This is a genomic window from Curtobacterium flaccumfaciens (assembly GCF_013359815.1).
GTDB classification, from domain to species: domain Bacteria; phylum Actinomycetota; class Actinomycetes; order Actinomycetales; family Microbacteriaceae; genus Curtobacterium; species Curtobacterium flaccumfaciens.
In genome coordinates this window covers 23,457-42,524 of the sequence record NZ_JABMCF010000026.1, presented here as the reverse complement: position 1 = coordinate 42,524, position 19,068 = coordinate 23,457, and the positions used below count along the sequence as shown (strand labels likewise).

Genomic DNA, 19,068 nt, shown 5'->3' with positions numbered 1-19,068 from the left:
AAATTGGTTCGAAGTCAGGGGATCTCGGGCGCGGCGTACTTCCGCGACGCCCACGTGATCGGAGTCGCGTACGTGCCGCTGACGGTCTCGTACTGCCCACCGGTCGGCGCCGACGTCGCCGCATCGCTGAACCCGTGCACACACCAGGTGACCGTGTGGCCGACAGCGATGGCGGTGTGCCCGTCGAGCCCCGAGCAGCCGGGGGAGGAGAGCGTGTTCGACGTCGGCAGCGGGTCCGAACCGGGGTGGGTCGCGATCGTGAACGGGCTGAGGTCCGAGGCGGAGACGTCCGCGGTCGCGCGCGTCGCCGTCCCGGCGTCGTCGACGATGCCGAGCACGGTCATCGACACCGGCATCGTCCACACGGTGTCGTAGCCGGCCAGAGCGCTGCGTTCCTTGAGGATGGCGGCGGACTGGTGGGCCGGCAGCTTGGTGAGCTCGTGCATGGTGACGCGGGCGTAGACGGTGTCGCCGTTCGCGGTGTCGATCGTGAGGGTGGCGGGGAGGTTGACGGAGAGTTGCGCGCCGATGGTGCTGAGACGCGTGTTGAGCAGCTGCTGCAGCTGCTGGTCATCGTCTTCGGTGGTCGCGGATGCCGCGGTGGTGGGTGTGGCGGTGGTCTGCTCGGCGGATGGCTGCCGCACGATGACGATGACGGCGATCAGGATCGCGGCGAGCAGGGCTGCAGTGATGGCGAGGGGCTTGCGCATGGTGGGGTCCTCGCTCAGGCGGCGTACGCGGTGCGGGCGGCGACACCGATCCGGTTCCGGACGCGTGCGAGCCGTTTGCGGACGCCTTCGCTCGTGATGCCGAGGTCGGTCGCGATCGCGGTGTGGCTCTCCTCGCCCAGGTAGGCGCGGTCGAGCAGCGCGACCTCGTCGGTGGTGACGACGTGGGTGTCGACGGCCCAGGTGAGTAGGTTCGCGAGCTCGGACTCGGGGGAGGGTTCGGGTTTGGTCCAGGCGCCGGCGACGTGCTCGAGGACTTCGTCGGTGACGCAGGTGGTGACGCCGGCGACGAGGCGGTCGTTGGCGGACGGCTTCGGTGCGATGACGCTGAGTGTGCCCATCGTGAGGTTCGCCATGACTCGGGCGCGCAGGTGCAGCTTGTACCGGCGGATGCTCTCCCATGCTGCGCCGATGGCGATGTCGACGCGGTCGTTCCGGCTGAGCTCGTCGAGGGCGTGCACGCGGTGCGCCATGTTGCGCGCTGCCGGGATCAGGAGCTGCAGGAGGACTCGCTCGGCGGTCTGGTCGCCGTGGTGGGCGAGGCAGAGCAGTTCGTGCAGAAGCTCGTCGCGGTCTTCGTCGACGACGCGGCGAGCCTGCTCGAGCATCGCGGCGGCGGTCATGATCCCGAAGCTGCCGAAGGCGTGTACACGGCCCGAGATCTCGTCTTCCCACTCACGGCGCAGCTTGTTGTCGAGCGAGAACGCGCGGTTGGTGATGGTGCCCATGAGAACCCCCGAGGTGAGACGAAGTGGTCTCGAACGACGGTCCTCACGCGGGAGGTACTGCCGGGGGTACCAGTTGCTCGCCGGAACGGTCGCGGTAGCGGTTCGCGGCTGGTCCCTCTCCGACCCGCATGGCTGTGCGGATCGGCGGAGGAGCGGGCGGCCAGAAATTTCCTTGACGAATTTGTCCCGGTCGGCCCGATCGGGGGCACCCCCTTACAGGTGAGAGGCCATTTCCGGTCTCGCCATCGACGAAGGGACCGTGCGATGCCCACGCACGACGACGCAGCGCCGCAGCTGCCCGACGGGTTGCTCGATGAGCTGAACCAGCACGCCCGCGTGCTCTCCACCTACGACCAGGCGCAGGACGTCGCCCTCGACCTGCACGAGAAGCCGTTCAGCCCGGAGACCCGATCGCGGGCGCTGCGGTACCTGCAGTCGCCGGAGTACCAGCGCGCCGTGCGGACGAGCCAGTACCTCAAGGCGCGGAGTGCCTGATGCGGTTCTTCACGAAGAAGACCGACACGGCGCCGACCGATCCGACGTCGCCCGACGCGATGTCGACCGACACGGCACCGGCCGCTCCGGCGCAGGCAGCGAAGTGGACCAACGGGTCCCACCTCGGCTCCAAGGGCGCCACCATCCTCGTCGTCGCGCTCATCGCATGTGGCCCGGCCGCACTCGTCGTCGGACTGCACGCCAGCAGCTCGAGCGCCGCCGCCCCGCAGACGGAACACACCACGCAGGCCTCACCGCTGCAGCAGTCCGCCGGCTCGTTCGCCGAGGGGTACGTCGGCGCGTGGCTCAGCGCCTCGCAGGACGACTCGGCTGCACTGGAGGACTACACGACGGTCAACGTGCCGCAGCTGCCCAAGAACGGGTTCGCTTACCGGGACATCGCCATCGCGTCCGTCACCACCGACGACGCCGCCAACCTCATCCAGGTCGTCGTCGCGGCGAACGTGAAGGACAGCACGGTCGACGCTGCGAAGGGCGACCAGTGGCCCCGCCGCTACTACCAGGTGGTCGTCTCCTCGACCCGCGACAAGCTCGCCGCGATCGGCCTGCCTGCTCAGGTCACCGGTCCGCAGCACAGCACCGACGCTCCGTCGACTGCGTACGGCCAGTCGATCGCCTCGAGCTCATCCGCAGGCAAGACCGTGACCGCGTTCTTCGCCGCTTACCTCACCGGCCAGGGCGAGACGGAGCCGTACACGGCGCCGTCGACGTCGATCCCGCCGATCAAACCGGCACCGTTCAGCGACCTGACGGTCGGGTCCATCGAAGGAGTGGCTCAACCCGACGAGCACCCGGCCGACGGCGCCACCGTCCAGGTCTACGTCACACTCACCGCCTCGACCTCGCTCGAGCAGACCTCCACGTCGACCTACACACTCACCCTCCGCGCCCGCGCGGACCGGTGGGAGGTCGCCGCGATCGGCGCCCCACCCGCCCTGACCGGCTCCACCGAGCCGACCTCGCACCCCACCAGCACACCTTCGAAGGGAAACTGACATGTCTGTTCTGCCCACCGTGATCTCCGCGGTCCACACCCCCCTCATCAACGCCTCCGCGCGGATCTCCGTCGCAGCAAGCTCCGCGGACACGCACGTGCTCGCCAGCGGCCTGATCCCGACGCTCAACAGCCAGGGCGACCAGATCCAGACCCTGATCAGCACCGTGGCGGGTCTGGCCGTCACGATCATGCTGCTCATGCGCTCGCACAAGGCGGGCTGGAGCTTCGCCGCCGTCCTCGGATCGATCGCGGTCGGCGCGTTCGTCCTGTTCGCCGTCCACGGCGGAATGTCCTGGGCAGCCGACCAGACCAACCAGCAGCTCACCGGCGGCAATAGCTGATGAGCACCGCGGACCAGGAGCACCGGACCGTCGTCCGGTTCTTCACCCGCGTCCGCCGAGTCCCGATCCTGCTCGGCAAGCTCAACGGTTGGAAGATCCCCGGCGGCCCCTACACGCTCACGCAGATGGGCATCGGCAGCGTCGTGCTCGTCGTGGGGTGGAACTCCAAGCCGCTCTGGGGTCCCCTCACCGGGTTGACGCCGCTCCTGCAGCTCGGATTCCTCCTCGCCTTCTCGGCCGGCGCTACATGGGCCGCCGGGAAGATCCCGCAGAGCAACCGGAAACTGCCCGACCTGGTGCAGGACGCGTACGGAGCGTTCACCGTGCCCGCATCTGGCCGGTACAAGGGCGCACTGATCCGGCTTCCCCGACCCCAACAAGTCGAGGGCGTCGTCCTCATGCAGTGGGACGACGAACCGGTCACGGCCGCCGCTCTGACCGCCCCCGCCGAGGCACCTGCTCGGACCGTCAGACAGCGCACGATCGCCCCGGCCCCGGCCCCGGCCCCGGCCCCGGCCCCGGCCCCGGCCCCGGCCGAAGTTCCTGCGCCGGAACCTGAGCAGCAGTTCCCCGACAACGTCATCCCGATCCGCCGCCGCCGCTACGCGACCGGCGTCGAGCGCCTGCTCGAGCAGGCCCGGAAGGAAACGCACTCATGACCACGAACCACACGACTCGGTCACAGACGCCGGACTCGCTCGGTGAGATCGGACTGGGAAAAGGCACCAGCGTGAAGGTCGTCTACCGGCACGCCCCCCGCGACCTTCCGCTGTTCACCGTTCAGCCGGCACCATGCGGCGGCTACGCGGCGCTGCGTGGCACGCCTCTCGACCTCAACCCCACACCCGTCTACGTCGACCTCGAAACAACCCAGAACGGGGAGGTGCGCTGATGGCGCTGCGCCTGCCCGCGGTCGCGATGACCCAGCACCTGATGTGGACCCGCTCGGGAACGGTGTGGGCGACCTGGCGGCTCAACGGGCTCCCCAAGGGCCTCGGCAACACCGAGACGTACCAGCTGTCCCGGCTGCGCCACCAGGATCTCTTCCAGTCGATCCTCGGTGAGTCACTGCTGCTCGGCTTCACCGCCGACCTCGACCCGGAGATCGTGGTCAACAGCATGCTCGCTGGCGTCGCGGTCGAGCAGCACCCGCTCTGGGCGCAGGAGGCACTCCTGACCCTGGACTACCTCGAGGAGCGCCCACTCGGCCGGCGCGAGTTCTGGCTCTGCGTCCCGCTCCGGTTCGCCGGCATCAAGCAGCGCAGCGCCCAGGCATGGCGCAGTTTTGAGACCAGCACCCGCGACACCCTGTCCATGCCGCAGCGACCGCCGTCGCCGGCGGAGATCGAGGCGGCCCTCCAGGCTGCCGGTCACATCGAAGAGCAGATCCCGGTGGCGTTCGAACCGCACCGAGCGAGCGTGGCGGAGCAGGTGTGGATCGCTGTGCACGCGCAGAGCCGAGGACTTGCGGTCGACCAGCCAGCTCCGGTCGCGTCCGGCCGGAGCCTCGGCGGCGTCGCCGAGCGCTACGGCAACGGCGCCGGCAGCGGCTTCGTCCCGCCGGCGGTGTTCCCGAACCCCATCCTCGACGAGGGCGGTCAGACCGAGCTGCCGAACAAGCTCGCGAAGTTCGACCCGCTCAAGCGCCGCTTCCTCAAGGTGCAGAACCCCCGCGAGGACACCACCTCGTACCAGGTGTTGATGGCACTGGCCGGCACCCCGAAGGGTGGCTGGGAAGTGCCCGCTGTCGACTACATCGGCCGCATCGACGAGCTCGGCGTCGACGCCGACTGGGCCATTCGACTCAACGTCGTCTCCGCAGGCACCGCGCTGCACCGCAACAAGCGCGCCGAAGCGAACCTCGACGACCAGATGGACCAGCAGGAGGGCACCGCGGCGATCACCGGTTCCGGTGGCGCACTCGACCTCATCGCGTCGGACCTGCAGGCGTACCACCAGGAGCTCAACCGGTCGGACAAGGAGGTCGAGGTGCAGGCTTCGATGATCCTCGCCGTCGGTGCGCCCACGCCGGAGGAAGCCCGCGACCGTGCCGAGTTCCTCCGCCGCGACTTCAAGCGGATCGACTTCATCTTCGACATCCCGCTCGGCGCGCAGGAGGCGCTCTGGTGGGGGATGCAGCCGGGTACCCCGACCACCCGGCAGGTCCGGGAGTTCACGGAGATCGCCCCTGGTGCGCACTTCGGCGCGCTCGCACCTTTGCTGTCGACCGACCTCGGTGACGACAAGGGCATCCTCATCGCCGAGAACATCACCGGCGGCATGGGCCGGCCGGTGCTCCTCGACCTGGAGGGGCAGATCCTCGCCGACTCGGCCGCGTCGATCGGCTGCGTCGGTGAGCCCGGCGCAGGAAAGAGCACGTTCATCAAGCTGGTCCTCGGCGCTACCCACGACCGGGGCGGCAAGATCCTCGCGATCGACCGCACCGAGGAACGGGAGTACGCGCTCTTCGCCGCGTCACTCGACCCCGAGCACACCGTCCTGGTCGACCTGACCGAACCGGAGGTGTCGCTCGACCCGCTGCGCCTGCTGGGCGTTCGCGAGGGCAGCGCCACCGTGCAGACGCTGCTCTCGGCACTGCTCGGCTACTCGGCACAGTCCGACGAGGGCGCCACGATCGCGTCCGTTCTCGACCCCGACTACGCCGAGAAGAACAACCTCACCTCGATGCGGCAGGTGCACGCGCACCTCGAGCTGCTCGGCAAGGACGACGAGAGCGCCCGCACCATCGCCAAGCGCATGAAGCTCTACGCCGGCAAGCAGATGGGCCGGGTCCTGTTCGACGACTCCATGCCGCCGCTGGATCTCGGCAAACGAGCCATCATGTTCCTCACCCACGGCGTCGCGCTGCCCACCGAGAGCGAACTCGCCAACAAGCACCTCTTCGACCGGGTGCCACTGGAGAAGCTGTTCGGCCGCGCCATGTACGCGATGATCACCTCCCTCAGCCGCCGGATCTGCTTCGCGAGCAAGACCGAGCTCACCCTCTTCGCAACGGACGAGGCACACCACATCACCAACTCGCCCGAGGGTGACCAGGAAATGGACCTCTGGTACCGAGAAGGCCGCCGCAACAAGGCTCCCGTGCTCGTCGCGAGCCAGGACGCCGTCTCGCTCGGCAGCGGCCGCGGCTTCATCAAGAACCGCTTCCAGTTCCGTCAGACCGACGAAGACCTCGCTCGAGCGAACCTGGAGTGGTTCCACAAAGCGATCGCTAGCGACCCCGAACTCGTCCGGATGGTCACCGAGGAGCTCTCCCCGCGCGACGCGTCCGGGAAGGTGCCCGACGACCGCAGAGGCGAGGCGCTCTACCGCGACACCCGCCCCCGCATGGGCAAGGTGCGGGTGATCCTGCCCCGCCGGCCCGAGCGCCGGACCGCGGTGCTCTCCACGCCCGAAGCGGCATCGCTGGAGCTGGCGGTGACGTCGTGATCGCCCACGCCGCTGCGGCCCACCGCACCCTCCGCTACGCCGCCCGTCAGACCTGGCGGTGGGTGCGCCGTCACCCGCGCTGGACCTCGTTCCTCATGCTGTTCGCCGTGTGGGCTGTCTCAGCAGCGATCGCCATGCCAGCTGCGTACGCCGACGGCGCATCCCAGAACGCCAGCAACACGCTGCCCTTCCTTCCGCCGCTCACCGCGAAGGACTCCAACGGCGTGCCCCTCGTGAACTACGCCGTCCTCCCGCTCAACCGAGGCGACGTCTGGCACCCGCAGCAGATCTGGATCTCCGGGCTGATCGACAGCGTCTGGAGCACGCACCTCACCACATTCCTGTGGGTGCTCTGGCTGCTGCAGTTCCTCCTCGCGTTCACGTGGATCGACTGGATCGCTACCCCCCTCAACGACATCGCCACAGTCCTGCACGCAACCCTCGGCGACCTCACCTGGCCCGCCCTCGCACTCTCCGCCGCAGGGCTCGTCGGCGGCATCCTCATCATGCGCGGGAAGGTCGCACAGGGCTCCGCTGACATCGCCGTCTCCGTGCTCTGCGCCGCGCTGGCCGTCGGCGTCCTCGCCAACCCAGTCGAGACCATCACCGGAGACCACGGCGCGCTCGCCTGGTCCGAGGCAAACGGCGCCAACCTCTCCGCCAGCGTGCTCTCACCGGACAACACCGCCCCAACCGGTGAGCCGGACAAGAAGCAGGCCGCGGACCTCGTCTCCGACTCCTTGTCAGGTGGCCTGATCGATGTGTTCGTGCGCGCCCCCGCGCAAGAGATTGCGTTCGGTCACGCGCTCAGCGGCGACTGCGACACCACCTTCACTCAACAGATGAAGAAGCAGAGTCCCTACGACACCTCGTCGACGAGCGTCCGCGACGCGGTCGGCAAGTGCGACGAGGCTGCGAAGGACTACGTCACCCATACCAGCATCGGCCAGGTGATCACTGCGGTCACGATCGCCTCCGGGTCCGGCGCGCTGTTCGGGCTCGCAGCGGGGCTAGCGTTCGCGTACCTCCTCAGCGTGATGTGGACGCTGTGGAAGGCCATCAAGACCGGCATCGCCGTCAACCTCGCGATCGCGCCGGGCACCGCCCGACAGATGTTGTGGCGGTCGTTCATCGGCATGTGGGTGGGAGCCCTTTTCGTCGGCGGCATCGCCGTGATTCTCGCCGGGTACCTCCGCATTCTCACCAGCGTCATGGGCTTTGCCTCCAAGGCAGGCCTGACGATCGTCGCGCAAACCGGAATCATCAACTTCGTCGTCATCGCCTTCGTCATCAGCCTTATCTGGTTCTTCGTCCACTCGCGGAAGACCGGCCACGAGCTCGCCGACCGGCTCGCCAAGCTCGGCCTCGGTGGCGAAGGCTCGCAGATGTCACCGCTCACCTCAGAGACCCTCCGCCAGGTGCCCCGCTACGCCTACGACGCCTGGAAACGTCGCTCCCCGAAGCCGAAGCCCGCCGTCGGACAGTCCCCGGAGCCCGAGCCGGTGGACGCCGGCCACCTCACGTCGACACCCAGCACCCGCCGACCCGATGGCCGACCCGGTGCCCGTCCCGCCGGAGCCCTCCCCGCCGTCGCCAAGGCCGCTCTGACCGTCGGGAAGGTTGCCGCAGCGGGAGCGTCCGGCGGCACCTCGGCAGTCGTCATGAAGACCGCCTCGCTCGCCGGCAAGAAGGTGCTGCAGCAGCACGCGCTCCCCGCCCTGAACCGCAACGTGCTCAACCGGAAGGTCGGCTCCGGCCCGACCCGTCCGTCCCTCCCGTCCGGCACCCCGGCTGGCAAGCCCACTGGAGTTGCCGGAGCGCCGGCCACCCCGTTCGGACGACGCATCGTCGTCGGTACCGACGGAACCGGCCGCGTCGAACCGCGCCGACCCAACAGCGCCGGCGTCTACCGCGTCACTCAGATGCCGAAGCCACCGCGTCGAGTCTCCCCGTCCCCGGTACGCGCCGCCCTTGAGCGGGCCGCCGCCCAGCAGGCAGGACCCACACCATGAGCAACAAGACGGTCATCGCGATCATCGCCGGTTGCGTCGTGGTAATCCTCATCCCGGTCGTTGGCATCGCCGGAGTGTTCCTGTCATCGATGCAGCTGCTCTCCGGCTCCCCGGCGGCGCTGAATTGCTCCCCACTCGGCGGGGGCGGGCGCACCGCATCCGGCACCACCGCCTCCGACACCACCGCCTCCGACACCACCACCGTCGACGCCGGCAACGGCAAGACGCTGAGCTTCACCCGCGAACAGCGAGCCAACGCTGGCACGATCATCGCCGTCGGCCGTGGCCTCAACGTGCCCTCCCGGGGTGTCCAGGTCGCTCTGATGACGGCGCTGCAGGAGTCCGGTCTGCGCAACCTCGACCATGGCGACCGGGACTCCGTCGGGATCTTCCAGCAGCGCGCCAACTGGGGCTCGCTCGAGGAGCGGCAGGACCCTACCTACGAAGCGAAGGCGTTCTACGGCGGCCCCCTCGGCCCCAACCGAGGCACCCCGAAGGGCCTGCTCGACGTCGCGAACTGGCAGGATCTCAGCCTCAACGACGCCGCCCAAGCGGTCCAGATCTCCGGGTTCCCGAAGGCGTACGCGAAGTGGGAGAGCTCGGCTGCGTCCCTCATGACCGAGCGAGGCGTCAACGTCACCGCCGACACCGCCTCCCAGACCATCAGCAACGGTGGCGGCTGTTCGAGCGGCGGCGGCAGCAACGGCGGCGGCAGCGGCGGGAAAGGCAGCGACACAGAGAACGCGTCCTGGTCCTCACCGAACGGCAAGACCGGCGCCGACATGGTCGCGTACGCCGAGCAGTACGTCGGCAAGGTGCCGTACTCAGGTGCATGCGGTTCCGCCGGCAGCCCCACGGCCGGCTGGTGCTGCACCGGATTCGTGTACTACATGTACCACCAGGTGCTCGACGTCGATCTCCCCAGCACCGTCGTTTCTGGCCAGCTCGCTCAGGCGCACCAGATCCCAGCATCGAAGGCGCAGGCCGGCGATCTGGTCGCGTGGGTCGGGCACCATATCGGGATCTACGACGGCAAAGGCGGACTCATCCACTCGCCCGACTGGGGCCGCAAGCTCACCCATGCGAAGAGCTACCAGTTCACCATCGGCGGCACCGGCCCCACCTTTTGGCGCGTCAACGCGATCGGCGACGGAACGTGGTGAGTGCAGGCCGCCGCCGCGGACGAAAGGGGCGCGGGAACCGGCTCACTCCTGGGCAACGCCGCCGGATGCGGAACAATAACCCCATGGCCCCGAACCACGACGCGCGCGCCGACGAGCGCACCGCCGCCGCGCGGGCCATCGGCTTCTCCGAGATGCGCGCACGCATCCTCGCGATCGCGTTCCGAGACGGCTTTTGCACCGCGGCTGGCCTGATGCGGGAACTCGGTATCAGCCGCAGCAACGTCAACGCGCACATTCGCCCGCTGGTCGAAGCGCACATCCTCGACCCGCGTCCGGACCCCGACTTTCAGCACGGTCCGAAGGGTGGGACCCCACCGCTGCGCTGGTACGTCAACGCATCGGCGTTCGACGCAGCACTCGATGAGTACCGCAGCCGCATCCGCGGAACCCACTGAAGCTCTCAGCACCCCGCCCCCTCCGGCTATTGCACATTTTGTTGCACGAGCTAGACTGACCGTTGCACCCAGCAATTTCGGGTGCCGTGGGGTACCTCGGGGGCGCGGTTCAGGCGGATTTGTCCCGGTTACACCTCCCGAATGCACCTCCTATAGGTAGAGGCAGTCGTCGGAAGGACAGACACGTGGTTACAGCGACCGGAACCGCCGGAGATCTCCCCGTTCGGGGTGAAGCCGGCGCAATCGCACCCGTGCGCACCCGCCGCTCATGGGTGTACGCGGCCGGCGCGGCCGCGCTCATCATCGTCGGCGGTGTCGCCAGCGTCTTCATCTACTCGACGTCCTCGCACACCCAGCAGGTGTTCGTCATCGCGAAGAGCATCGACCGCGGCGACACCATCACCAAGGACGACCTGACGACCATCGACGTCGCCGCGGGCCAGCGCACCGACGGCGTCGCAGCCGCGGACTCCAGCAGCCTCATCGGCAAGGTGGCCACCGTCGACCTGCCAAAGGGCAGTCTGCTCACCCGTTCCGCCGTCGCATCCGCGCTCCCGGTTCCTGACGGGCAGGCCCTCGTCGGGCTCTCCCTCAAGCCAGCACAGCTGCCGTCGCAGCAGCTGGTCGCCGGGGACCGCATAGAGATCGTCCCGATCGCCGCAACCGACGGGGCCGCCGCCGCGAGGAGCAACTCCGCGCCCGTCCAGGGCACCGTGTCTGCCTCACGTACGAGCCAGGCGTCTGGAACCACCGTCGTCGACGTCTACATCAACGCCCGGAACGCCGCCGACGTCACCAGCCGCGCCGCGGCCGGACAGGTCGCCGTCTATCTCGCCGCAGCGGAGGACTGACATGGCCGTCCACGCATTCGCCTCCCTCGCCGGTTCACCCGGCGTCACCACCGCAGCGTTCGCATTCGCGGTGCATTGGCCCCGCCCGGTCGTCGTCTTCGAAGCTGAAACCGCCAACGCGACCTCGGCGATGACGGGCTTCTTCCGCTCGAATCTGCACCCCAGCGCCGGCGGCCTCGACAAGGTCGCAGTCGCCTACTCCCGGAACGTGCTCACCTGGCAGGACCTCATCACTCCCGAGCGCGGCCTGTCGATCGCCGTCCACGACCTTCCCGCCCTGCCGCAACCGATCCCCACGCTGCCCAACGGGCATCGGATGTGGGTCGTCCCAGGCTTCCACAAGCTCAGCATCGTCGATGGTGTCCGCCGCATGTGGGCACGGTTCCCGAACCTCTTCCGCGCCATCAGCGAAGCCAATATCGACGTGATCGTGGACCTCGGCCGCATCGCACACGAGGACATCCGGCTGCCGCTGCTCGACGGCGCGGACCGCGTCACGATCTTCTCCGAGAGCACGATGGTCGACCTCAACCGCATCTACCGCCGAGCCGAGCTGCCGGACTTCGCCGAGCGCCTGCAGGGCGTGGGCCGCGCGGAGAAGTACCGACTCGTCCTGACCGAGTCCCGCTACGAAGCGATCCCCGCTGGCGACTTCGGTCGCAATGTCCTCCCGGTGCTCGCTGAGCTGCCCTGGGACCCTGACGGCGCCGCCGTGTTCTCGCTCGGCCGGCCTGATGCCAAGCCGCAGCGGAACGCCTACCGTCAGGCGGTCCGCCGCGCCGTCGCCGAACTCGACGCACAGACAACTGCAGATCTCGACCGGAAGGTGGTGGGCTGATGGCCGACGACAGCACCCCGCAGATCAGCATCAGCGAGCGGCCCTTCCTGGCCGACCTCGCTGCTGACACCAACCTCGCACCCGGCAGCCCTGACGAACCCACTACGGCCCGAGCCGACGGTCGCGCGCACCTATTCGCCGCCGCGAACGGTGCGCGCCTGCACCTGGTCGACCCCGTTCCAGCGTCTCCGGAACAGCCCGAACTCCCTGCCGAGACGACCGCTCCGGTGCCGCGCCGCGACCGCGCCCGCGTCGAGGTCGTCGAGGTCCACGACGAGCACCCCACCGACGTCGACTGGCGGCTCGTCGACGAGCACATCAAGGAGCTCAACCTCCTCGACTCGGTCACCCGATCCCGCGCCGAGTTCGACGTCGCGATCGCGTCCGCCGGCCCGGAGACGGAGTTCGAGGAAGACGCCCTCGCTGAGATGCGCCGCCGCACCGAGCGGCACCTGCAGTACGAAGTCATCAACCGCGGACCGGACCGTGGCTGGGACAGCGGCCGCATCGAACGGCACGTCCAGGCCATGTTCGACAGCGCGTTCCGGTACGGCCGGTTCCAGCAGTACCTGCGCGAGCCCGACGTTGAGGACATCACCGTCGTCGGCTACGACAACGTCATGGTCACCAAGACTGACGGCCGCCGTGAGCGCCGCCGGCCGATGGCGGAGAACAACGACGATCTGCTGCGCATGGTCGCGGATCTCGCCGCCGCCCGTGGACGCGTGTTCGCTCGCCCCAATGGGCACATCGACCTCGACATCGGCGGCGTCCGGTTCTCGGGGACCGGCCCGGCGATCACCACCGCCCCCGATCTGACCTTCCGCAAGCACAACCTCGTCGACATCGACCTGCCCGGCATGGTGCGGCTCGGGTCACTGCCCAAGCCCGGCGCCGGCATCCTCAGCGCAGCCGTCGCAGCGAACCAGTGCATCCTCGTCGCTGGGTACCCGGCAGCCGGCAAGACGACCTTCCTCCGCGCGCTGATGTCCGCCGTCGACCCCGACGAGAAGATCGCGACGATCGAGACCGAGCGCGAGCTCTACCTCGGCAAGAACCCCGAGCGGCACCGGCAGGTCACCGACCTGCAGTACCTGCCGTCCGCCGTGGGCACCGGCGACCTCGCCGTCCCCTACAGCCTTGAGGACGCGTTCCTCCAGGCGCTGCGCGTCTCCGCCCAGCGCATCCTCTTCGGCGAGATCCGTGGCCCAGAAGGGCCGGTCGCGATCAAGGCGATGCTCGCCGGCAAGGGCTCGCTCTCCACCATCCACGCCCGCAACGCCAACGACGCCCTTCACCGCTTCGCGGACGTGCTCATGAGCGAGCAGAGCCTCAGCAGCGACATCGTCCCGTTGCGACAGATCCTGCGCACGATCCAGATCGTCGTGTACCTCGACACCATCCCGAACGGCGACGGCACCCGCCGCCGCATCGTCTCCGAGATCGCCGAGGTCATCCCGCGTCCGGGGAGCGACGACGGCCAGACCCCGATCGCGTCCCCGCTGATCAAATGGAACTACGACCGGGAGACCTACGAGAAGCACCGCCCCTCGCCGGAGCTCGAGCAGACCTTCCGCCGCAACGGGCTCAACCCCGAGATTCTCTGGGAGGAATGATGGCGCTCCTCGCAGCACTCGCCGGCGCAGCGGTCGTCGCCGGCATCATCCTGCTCGTCCGCGCCTTCCAGCCCGCTCCGCCGAAGCCGGTCGCGAAGAAGCCGACCGGACCCACGCTCGCGCAGCGTTGGAAGGCGGTGTCGCGGCGAACCAAGAACCTCATCGTCGTCGGCCTGGTCGCTGGCGTCATCACGTCCGCGATCTCGGGGATCATCCTGCTGGTGGTCGTGGTCCCCGCCGCGGTCGTCGGTCTGCCGCTGCTCCTCGGTAAGCAGGACACCCGGGAACGGGATCTCCTCTCCGCGCTCGAATCGTGGACACGTTCGTTGGCCTCGACCGCTGAGACCGGTGAGTTCACGCTCCGCGAGGTCATCGACGTCACCCGCGCCTCCACGCCCGCCATCATCCGCGTCCCGGTCGACCGGCTCGCAGCACGCATGAACGGCTCTTGGTCCAGCTCGGCAGCACTGCGTGCGTTCGCCGACGAGCTCGACAGCCCCTGGGTCGACGAAGTCACCATCTACCTCATCCAGGCCGCCGAGTTCAGCTCCGGCGGTCTCGCGAAGGCGCTCGAGGGCGTCGCCGACAACCTCGCGGTGCAGACCACCATGCGAATCGAGATCTACAACGAACGTGACAAGCCCCGACGCACCATGCGCACGATGACACTCATCATCGGTGCTGTGCTCGTCGGCATCGTGCTGTTCTCCCACACCCAGCAGATCTCGATGTACCGGACGCCCCTGGGGCAGGTCATTTTGGCGATCATCCTGGCTGGGTTCGTTGCGTTGCTGGTCTGGGCCAAGTCCCTCACCCGCACCCGCCCGGAACCCCGCATCATCCTCACCGAATCGGAGGGGCGTCGATGAACCCCGCACTCCTCGCGTTCGTCCCCGGCGCGATCGTCGGGACCGGCCTCGCGATGGTGCTCCTCACCCGAGCGCCCCGAGTGATCCGCGTCGACGACGCCCTCGCCCGGCTCGGCGACGTCAACACCGTCCCAACCGGCGACCCGAAGAAGGCAGCCGCGTTTGAACGGGCCGGGGGCTGGCTCCACCAGCACCTCCCGAACGTGCCCGGGCTGACCGCGCCGACGAAGCAGCTCGACCTCCTCGACCGGTCCGTCGCCCGCTTCTACGGTGACAAGCTCCAGTTCGCCATCTTCGGATTCGTCGCACCCCTGGTGATCCCGCTGCTCTACCAGATCCTGTTCCACAGGTTCTTCGCGCTCCCGCTGCTGCTCTCACCCGTCACCGCAGCCGTCATGTGGACCTACCCGGACGCCGCCGTGCGAGCCCAAGCCCGAGCAGCACAGCGTGAGTTCACGAGGTTCGTCACCATCTACCTCGAGCTCGTGGCGGTCGCGCTCTTGGGCGAGGTCAACGCCGACAACGCGCTCAAGTCCGCCGCCAGCGTCTCGGACTCTTGGGTGTTCAAGCGCATTCGTCGGGAGTACCAGGTCGCCGAGCTCAGCCGAGTGTCGAAGTGGGACGCCCTGGCCCGACTCGGCAACGACGTCGACGTCCCCGCGCTGGTCGAGATGGCCCGCATGATGCGACTCGCCGAGGCGCGAGTCGGCCTGCGAAGCCAACTCCGCGCCGCCTGCAACAAGCTCCGGGCACAGGTCGCAGCCGACGACAAGGACGCCGCCGAGCGCGTCACCTCGAGCATGGGGTGGCCTGTCGCGGTGTCGCTGTTCCCCATCCTCCTGATCACGATGGCTCCCGCCGTCCTCCAGCTCATCACGACCACCTCCTGACCCAGCACACCGAAAGGAACCCACCATGAACCGTCTCCGTACCGCCGTCCTGCGGCGCATCGTCCTGCTCCAGAGCCTGCTCAACGACCGCATGAGGAAGCTCACCGCCACCCCCGAGGCGGGCGTCGAGGACAGCCCGTGGAAGGCCATCTGGATGGTCGGCGGCGCTGTTCTCGCGCTCTCGATCATCGCGCTCGTCACGGCCTGGGTGAACGGCTACATCGGCAAGCTCCCGGGTTGATCCAACGCAGAACCCACACGAGTAACCAGGAAGGGAGAGACCATGCAGCGCATCATCGCGATCGCCCGACGGCTGCGGAGCGACGAACGTGGCTTCGCGTCGTCGGCGATCATCGCGCCCACGATCTTCCTGGTGCTCTTCGCGGCCCTGCAATTCGCGCTCTGGTACCAGGCTACCAACGTCGCCCAGAACGCGGCCGTAGCTGCGTACAACGACGCTCGAGCCTACGAATCCACCAGCGGCGCCGGGCATTACTCAGCACGTCAGGTGCTCCAACAGTCCGGTGGGTTCCTGCAGGGCAGCGGCGTCGACGTCAACCGCAACGGTGACACGGTCACCGTGGATGTCACCGGCCAGGCCGTGTCGATGATCCCCGGCGTGCAGCTGCCGCCCGTGCACCGGACCATTACCGGACCCGTCGAGCGATGGGTGCCAGCACCATGATGAGGACCATCCGACGCATCCTGCGCGACGAACGCGGCGACGTCGAAGACCTGCCGCCGGTGACGATCATCATCATCGGCGCGATGGTCCCGATCGTCGCGTTCGGGATCTTCCTCGGCCGGTACGGGCTCACCGACAACAGCGTCCAGTCCGCTGCCTTCGCCGCAGCGCGTGACGCGTCGATGTCGAGAGGCACTGACGCCGTCGCCCATGCCACAGAGGCCGCGCAGCTCGCCCTCGGCGACAACGCCCACTGCGCCTCGCTCGACGTCACGATCGGCGGCAACGGACTCAGCACCAGCCTTGGTCAGACCGGGACCGTCACCGCGACGATCACCTGCCGCATCAACACCGCGGACCTCTCCGTCCCGTTCATCCCAGGCTCGATGACGATCACGAAGACCGCATCAAGCCCCGTCGACCCCTACCGAGAGCGGTGACGAGATGAAGTTCATCCCGATGATGGTGATCCTCTGCATCGCCATGATGATCGTCGCCGGATCCGTCGTCGACGGCGACGGGAAGACGCAGACCTTGCAGCAAGCCCTCACGATCGCGCAAGGTGCCGCCCGCGCTGGTACCAACGCCGCCACCGGCAACTCCGTCAACGGGGATGCTTTCAACCTCAGTCCCGACGCCGCCGTCACCGCGGCGGAGAACTACATCAGCGCCGTCGGCGTCCGCGGCAGCGCCAGCATCATCAACAACCAGGTGTACGTCACCGTTGAGCAGACCTATTCGCCGAAGATCCTCGGCGGTTTCGGTGTTGGCCCAATGCCCGTCCACGCCACCGCGTCCGCTCGCCTCGTCGACCACTAACGAACAGGAACACGACATGACCATCAACCCAAGGCTCGCCCCCGTTGCCGCGGCCGCGCTCGGTGCGCTCGTCTTCCTCGCCGGCTGCACCAGCACCCCCGCAGCGGACCCGACCGCGAGCTCGAGCAAGACCACCACGCCCACCCCGACCCGGACTCCATACGCACCGATCAGCAAGCCGGGTTCGGTCGAAGCGCCCAAGGACGAGAACGCTGCCTGGAAGGGTGCGTCTGCAGCGGTGAAGGACTTCATCGCCGTCCAGTACGAGATCCAGCACGATGGGGGTGCGGACCCCGAGCGCATCGACAAGTTCGCCATCAGCACCGCCCGCGACTCCGTGCACACGATTGCCAAGCAGATCCGCGAACAGAAGTTCAAGGTTTACGGTGCGCCAAAGTGGGCTGCCGACGCAGAGGCGTCCTCATACGGGGCGCTCATCGATCACGACGGAACGCAGATTCCAAACGGCACCGTCTATGTCGTGGGGTGCTTCGATACCTCGGACCAGGTGTCGAAGAAGGCTGACGGCACGGTCGTGCCGAAGTCCAAGACGGTCCGATTCCCGGTGCAGCTTAAGACGCAGTACATACCGGAGGACAAGGCCTGGGAAGTGGCGGAAACGAAGTCCATCAGTGGTCAGGGAGCCCCGCAATGCTGAGGCGGGGTAGGGCGTTAGGGCTCCTCGCCGCGCTCGGCATGGTGGTTTCGATCTTGACGGCGACGCCGGCGTTCGCCGATAGCAGTGGCAGCGGCGGTTGCTCGGGCGACATCCTCAATCCGACCTGCAGCGTCGGAGTGACCATTCCCGGTACCGGGGGAGGCGGCGGGGGTGGGACGACTGAGCCTGCACCCGGTAACAGCGGGGATGGCGATGCGTCTCCGGGGAAGTTCACTCCCGGGCCCAAGAAGTGCTCCTACGACGGCAAGGACGTTCCTTGCTCGAGCAGTGACGGCTCGTGGTCGAACAACGACAACTGCACCGGCTACGTCAAGCTGAGCAACCCGCAGCCGGCCGCGCCGGGCGGCGAGTCCGCCGCTTCGGGAGCCTGGTACACCTGCACCTGCCCGGGCCTCGACGATGCTGGCCGTGACTGCTTCGGCGGGACGTTCTGGTCCAACACCCCACCGGCCGGCATCAACCGGTATACCCCGGCCCAGGCCGCCGCAGCACTGGTGAAGACCTTCCAGCTCAAGGGCGTCGACATCGGCATGGCTCCGGCCAGCAAGACCCACACCGACGACCCTGCCGGCACCGCGCCCTACCGCCGCACCTGGGTCGGCATCCCCGTCTGGCTCTGGGTCGAGAACCCCCAACCCCTGACGTACGGGCCGTACTCCAAGACCGCAACCCTCGGCGGCGTCACCGTCACCGCAACCGCGTCCGTCTCCGGCGTCACGTGGTCCAGCGGCGACGGCCAGACCGTCAACTGCGGGGCCGGCACAGCGTTCAACCAGGCCACGATGGGCAACCAGGTCGCCACCGACTCGCCGACCTGCGGTTTCCGCTACACCCACACCTCCAAGGGCGGCACGTTCCCCGTCACGGCGACAAGCCACTGGACGGTGAACTGGACCGGTGGCGGGACCAACGGCACCATCGCAGTACGTGACACGCAGAGCTCCACGACGGTTCGCGTCGGCGAGCTCCAAAGCGTGAACACTGTGCCCGACGGCGGGACGTACGGCGGATGAGCAAGCAGTGGAAGTGGTCCGACGATTCGACGATTGAGGCGTTCTTGCCCACCGGCGTCAAGCACGAGGTGCAGGCATCCGACGCGAACCGGTTTCTCGCTGCGGGCAGCGAAACGCAGTTCGAGGTGATGCTGGTTCTCCGGGAGCAAGCTCGCGGACACGACCGGCTGATCCCGTCGCTGAGCTTCATCTTCTCCGCGATCGCGGTGCTCCTATCGGGGTTCAACGTTTTGAGTACACGCGATCTCGGAGCGAGCGTTGTCATCGTCCTCTTCCTGCTCATCTGCATGGTCGGGGTAGCGGTGATCGGCAGAGACGTCCGGAAACGCAGCACGGCTGCGAAGTGGCACGACGCCTACGCGTACGCGTTGCAGCATGCGCCGACGAAGCAAGCCCGGCGATGGTTCTCCCGGGCGCGCTGAACCGATGTCGACGCACCCTCGCGGCAGCGATCTCG

23 protein-coding genes are annotated in these 19,068 nt (G+C 68.2%); 21 read left to right on the top strand and 2 right to left on the bottom strand.

Translation table 11 applies throughout. From position 1 onward, the window contains the following. Window positions 1-14: 14 nt before the first annotated feature. Together HP445_RS00615 and HP445_RS00610 are read right to left on the bottom strand one after the other, a co-directional pair. Window positions 15-710, bottom strand: coding sequence for a hypothetical protein (locus tag HP445_RS00615; RefSeq protein WP_128781739.1), 696 nt, complete (start codon window positions 708-710; stop codon window positions 15-17). A 14-nt stretch (window positions 711-724) separates the two neighbouring features. Further along, window positions 725-1,456 carry a hypothetical protein gene (locus HP445_RS00610; protein WP_128781738.1) on the bottom strand — a complete coding sequence of 244 codons (732 nt, stop codon included), beginning with the start codon at window positions 1,454-1,456 and terminating at the stop codon, window positions 725-727. Window positions 1,457-1,720: 264 nt separating this feature from the next. Here HP445_RS00610 and HP445_RS00605 point away from each other — a divergent pair, with 264 nt between their 5' ends. The 21 genes from HP445_RS00605 (at window position 1,721) to HP445_RS00505 (ending at window position 19,033) form a co-directional block, all read left to right on the top strand. Continuing rightward, entirely contained in the window at window positions 1,721-1,951 is a 231-nt protein-coding gene (locus HP445_RS00605; protein ID WP_128781737.1) for a hypothetical protein, read from the top strand. Continuing rightward, window positions 1,951-2,967 carry a conjugal transfer protein gene (locus HP445_RS00600; RefSeq protein ID WP_128781736.1) on the top strand — a complete coding sequence of 339 codons (1,017 nt, stop codon included), beginning with the start codon at window positions 1,951-1,953 and terminating at the stop codon, window positions 2,965-2,967. Before HP445_RS00605 ends, HP445_RS00600 begins: the two co-directional genes overlap by 1 nt. Before the next feature lies 1 nt (window position 2,968). Further along, the gene (locus tag HP445_RS00595; protein ID WP_128781735.1) at window positions 2,969-3,310 is read left to right on the top strand and encodes a hypothetical protein; all 342 of its coding nucleotides are present in this window, start codon (window positions 2,969-2,971) and stop codon (window positions 3,308-3,310) included. Beyond that, complete coding sequence (locus tag HP445_RS00590) at window positions 3,310-3,969, top strand: hypothetical protein (protein WP_128781734.1); 660 nt, start codon at window positions 3,310-3,312, stop codon at window positions 3,967-3,969. The genes HP445_RS00595 and HP445_RS00590 overlap by 1 nt, the downstream gene beginning before the upstream one ends. Further along, window positions 3,966-4,202, top strand: coding sequence for a hypothetical protein (locus tag HP445_RS00585; RefSeq protein WP_128781733.1), 237 nt, complete (start codon window positions 3,966-3,968; stop codon window positions 4,200-4,202). Before HP445_RS00590 ends, HP445_RS00585 begins: the two co-directional genes overlap by 4 nt. Beyond that, window positions 4,202-6,760, top strand: a complete 2,559-nt coding sequence (locus HP445_RS18385) for an ATP-binding protein (RefSeq protein WP_232536691.1) — start codon at window positions 4,202-4,204, stop codon at window positions 6,758-6,760. The genes HP445_RS00585 and HP445_RS18385 overlap by 1 nt, the downstream gene beginning before the upstream one ends. Further along, window positions 6,757-8,772 (top strand): hypothetical protein, encoded by a 2,016-nt coding sequence (locus tag HP445_RS00575; RefSeq protein WP_128781732.1) that lies wholly within the window; start codon window positions 6,757-6,759, stop codon window positions 8,770-8,772. The genes HP445_RS18385 and HP445_RS00575 overlap by 4 nt, the downstream gene beginning before the upstream one ends. Further along, entirely contained in the window at window positions 8,769-9,935 is a 1,167-nt protein-coding gene (locus HP445_RS00570; protein ID WP_232536690.1) for a C40 family peptidase, read from the top strand. The genes HP445_RS00575 and HP445_RS00570 overlap by 4 nt, the downstream gene beginning before the upstream one ends. Before the next feature lie 83 nt (window positions 9,936-10,018). Then, entirely contained in the window at window positions 10,019-10,351 is a 333-nt protein-coding gene (locus tag HP445_RS00565) for an ArsR/SmtB family transcription factor (RefSeq protein ID WP_128781731.1), read from the top strand. Window positions 10,352-10,602: 251 nt separating this feature from the next. Beyond that, window positions 10,603-11,202 (top strand): SAF domain-containing protein, encoded by a 600-nt coding sequence (locus HP445_RS00560; protein WP_163343943.1) that lies wholly within the window; start codon window positions 10,603-10,605, stop codon window positions 11,200-11,202. A gap of 1 nt (window position 11,203) precedes the next feature. Beyond that, window positions 11,204-12,040, top strand: a complete 837-nt coding sequence (locus HP445_RS00555) for a hypothetical protein (RefSeq protein ID WP_128781729.1) — start codon at window positions 11,204-11,206, stop codon at window positions 12,038-12,040. After that, the gene (locus tag HP445_RS00550; protein ID WP_128781728.1) at window positions 12,040-13,656 is read left to right on the top strand and encodes an ATPase, T2SS/T4P/T4SS family; all 1,617 of its coding nucleotides are present in this window, start codon (window positions 12,040-12,042) and stop codon (window positions 13,654-13,656) included. Before HP445_RS00555 ends, HP445_RS00550 begins: the two co-directional genes overlap by 1 nt. Beyond that, a complete protein-coding gene (locus tag HP445_RS00545; RefSeq protein ID WP_128781727.1) occupies window positions 13,656-14,525 on the top strand; it encodes a type II secretion system F family protein in 870 nt (289 codons plus the stop codon). The genes HP445_RS00550 and HP445_RS00545 overlap by 1 nt, the downstream gene beginning before the upstream one ends. After that, entirely contained in the window at window positions 14,522-15,415 is an 894-nt protein-coding gene (locus tag HP445_RS00540) for a hypothetical protein (RefSeq protein ID WP_128781726.1), read from the top strand. Before HP445_RS00545 ends, HP445_RS00540 begins: the two co-directional genes overlap by 4 nt. 25 nt (window positions 15,416-15,440) lie before the next feature. Continuing rightward, a complete protein-coding gene (locus HP445_RS00535; protein WP_128781725.1) occupies window positions 15,441-15,656 on the top strand; it encodes a hypothetical protein in 216 nt (71 codons plus the stop codon). Window positions 15,657-15,698: 42 nt separating this feature from the next. After that, window positions 15,699-16,100, top strand: coding sequence for a TadE/TadG family type IV pilus assembly protein (locus HP445_RS00530; RefSeq protein ID WP_128781724.1), 402 nt, complete (start codon window positions 15,699-15,701; stop codon window positions 16,098-16,100). Next, window positions 16,097-16,540 (top strand): hypothetical protein, encoded by a 444-nt coding sequence (locus HP445_RS00525; RefSeq protein ID WP_232536689.1) that lies wholly within the window; start codon window positions 16,097-16,099, stop codon window positions 16,538-16,540. The genes HP445_RS00530 and HP445_RS00525 overlap by 4 nt, the downstream gene beginning before the upstream one ends. 4 nt (window positions 16,541-16,544) lie before the next feature. Further along, on the top strand, window positions 16,545-16,919 hold the full coding sequence (locus HP445_RS00520) for a hypothetical protein (protein WP_128781723.1): 375 nt from the start codon (window positions 16,545-16,547) through the stop codon (window positions 16,917-16,919). A gap of 16 nt (window positions 16,920-16,935) precedes the next feature. Beyond that, window positions 16,936-17,577 carry a hypothetical protein gene (locus HP445_RS00515; protein ID WP_128781722.1) on the top strand — a complete coding sequence of 214 codons (642 nt, stop codon included), beginning with the start codon at window positions 16,936-16,938 and terminating at the stop codon, window positions 17,575-17,577. 38 nt (window positions 17,578-17,615) lie between these two features. Then, window positions 17,616-18,611 carry a hypothetical protein gene (locus HP445_RS18380; protein ID WP_232536688.1) on the top strand — a complete coding sequence of 332 codons (996 nt, stop codon included), beginning with the start codon at window positions 17,616-17,618 and terminating at the stop codon, window positions 18,609-18,611. Continuing rightward, on the top strand, window positions 18,608-19,033 hold the full coding sequence (locus HP445_RS00505; RefSeq protein ID WP_128781721.1) for a hypothetical protein: 426 nt from the start codon (window positions 18,608-18,610) through the stop codon (window positions 19,031-19,033). Before HP445_RS18380 ends, HP445_RS00505 begins: the two co-directional genes overlap by 4 nt. Window positions 19,034-19,068 lie beyond the last annotated feature (35 nt).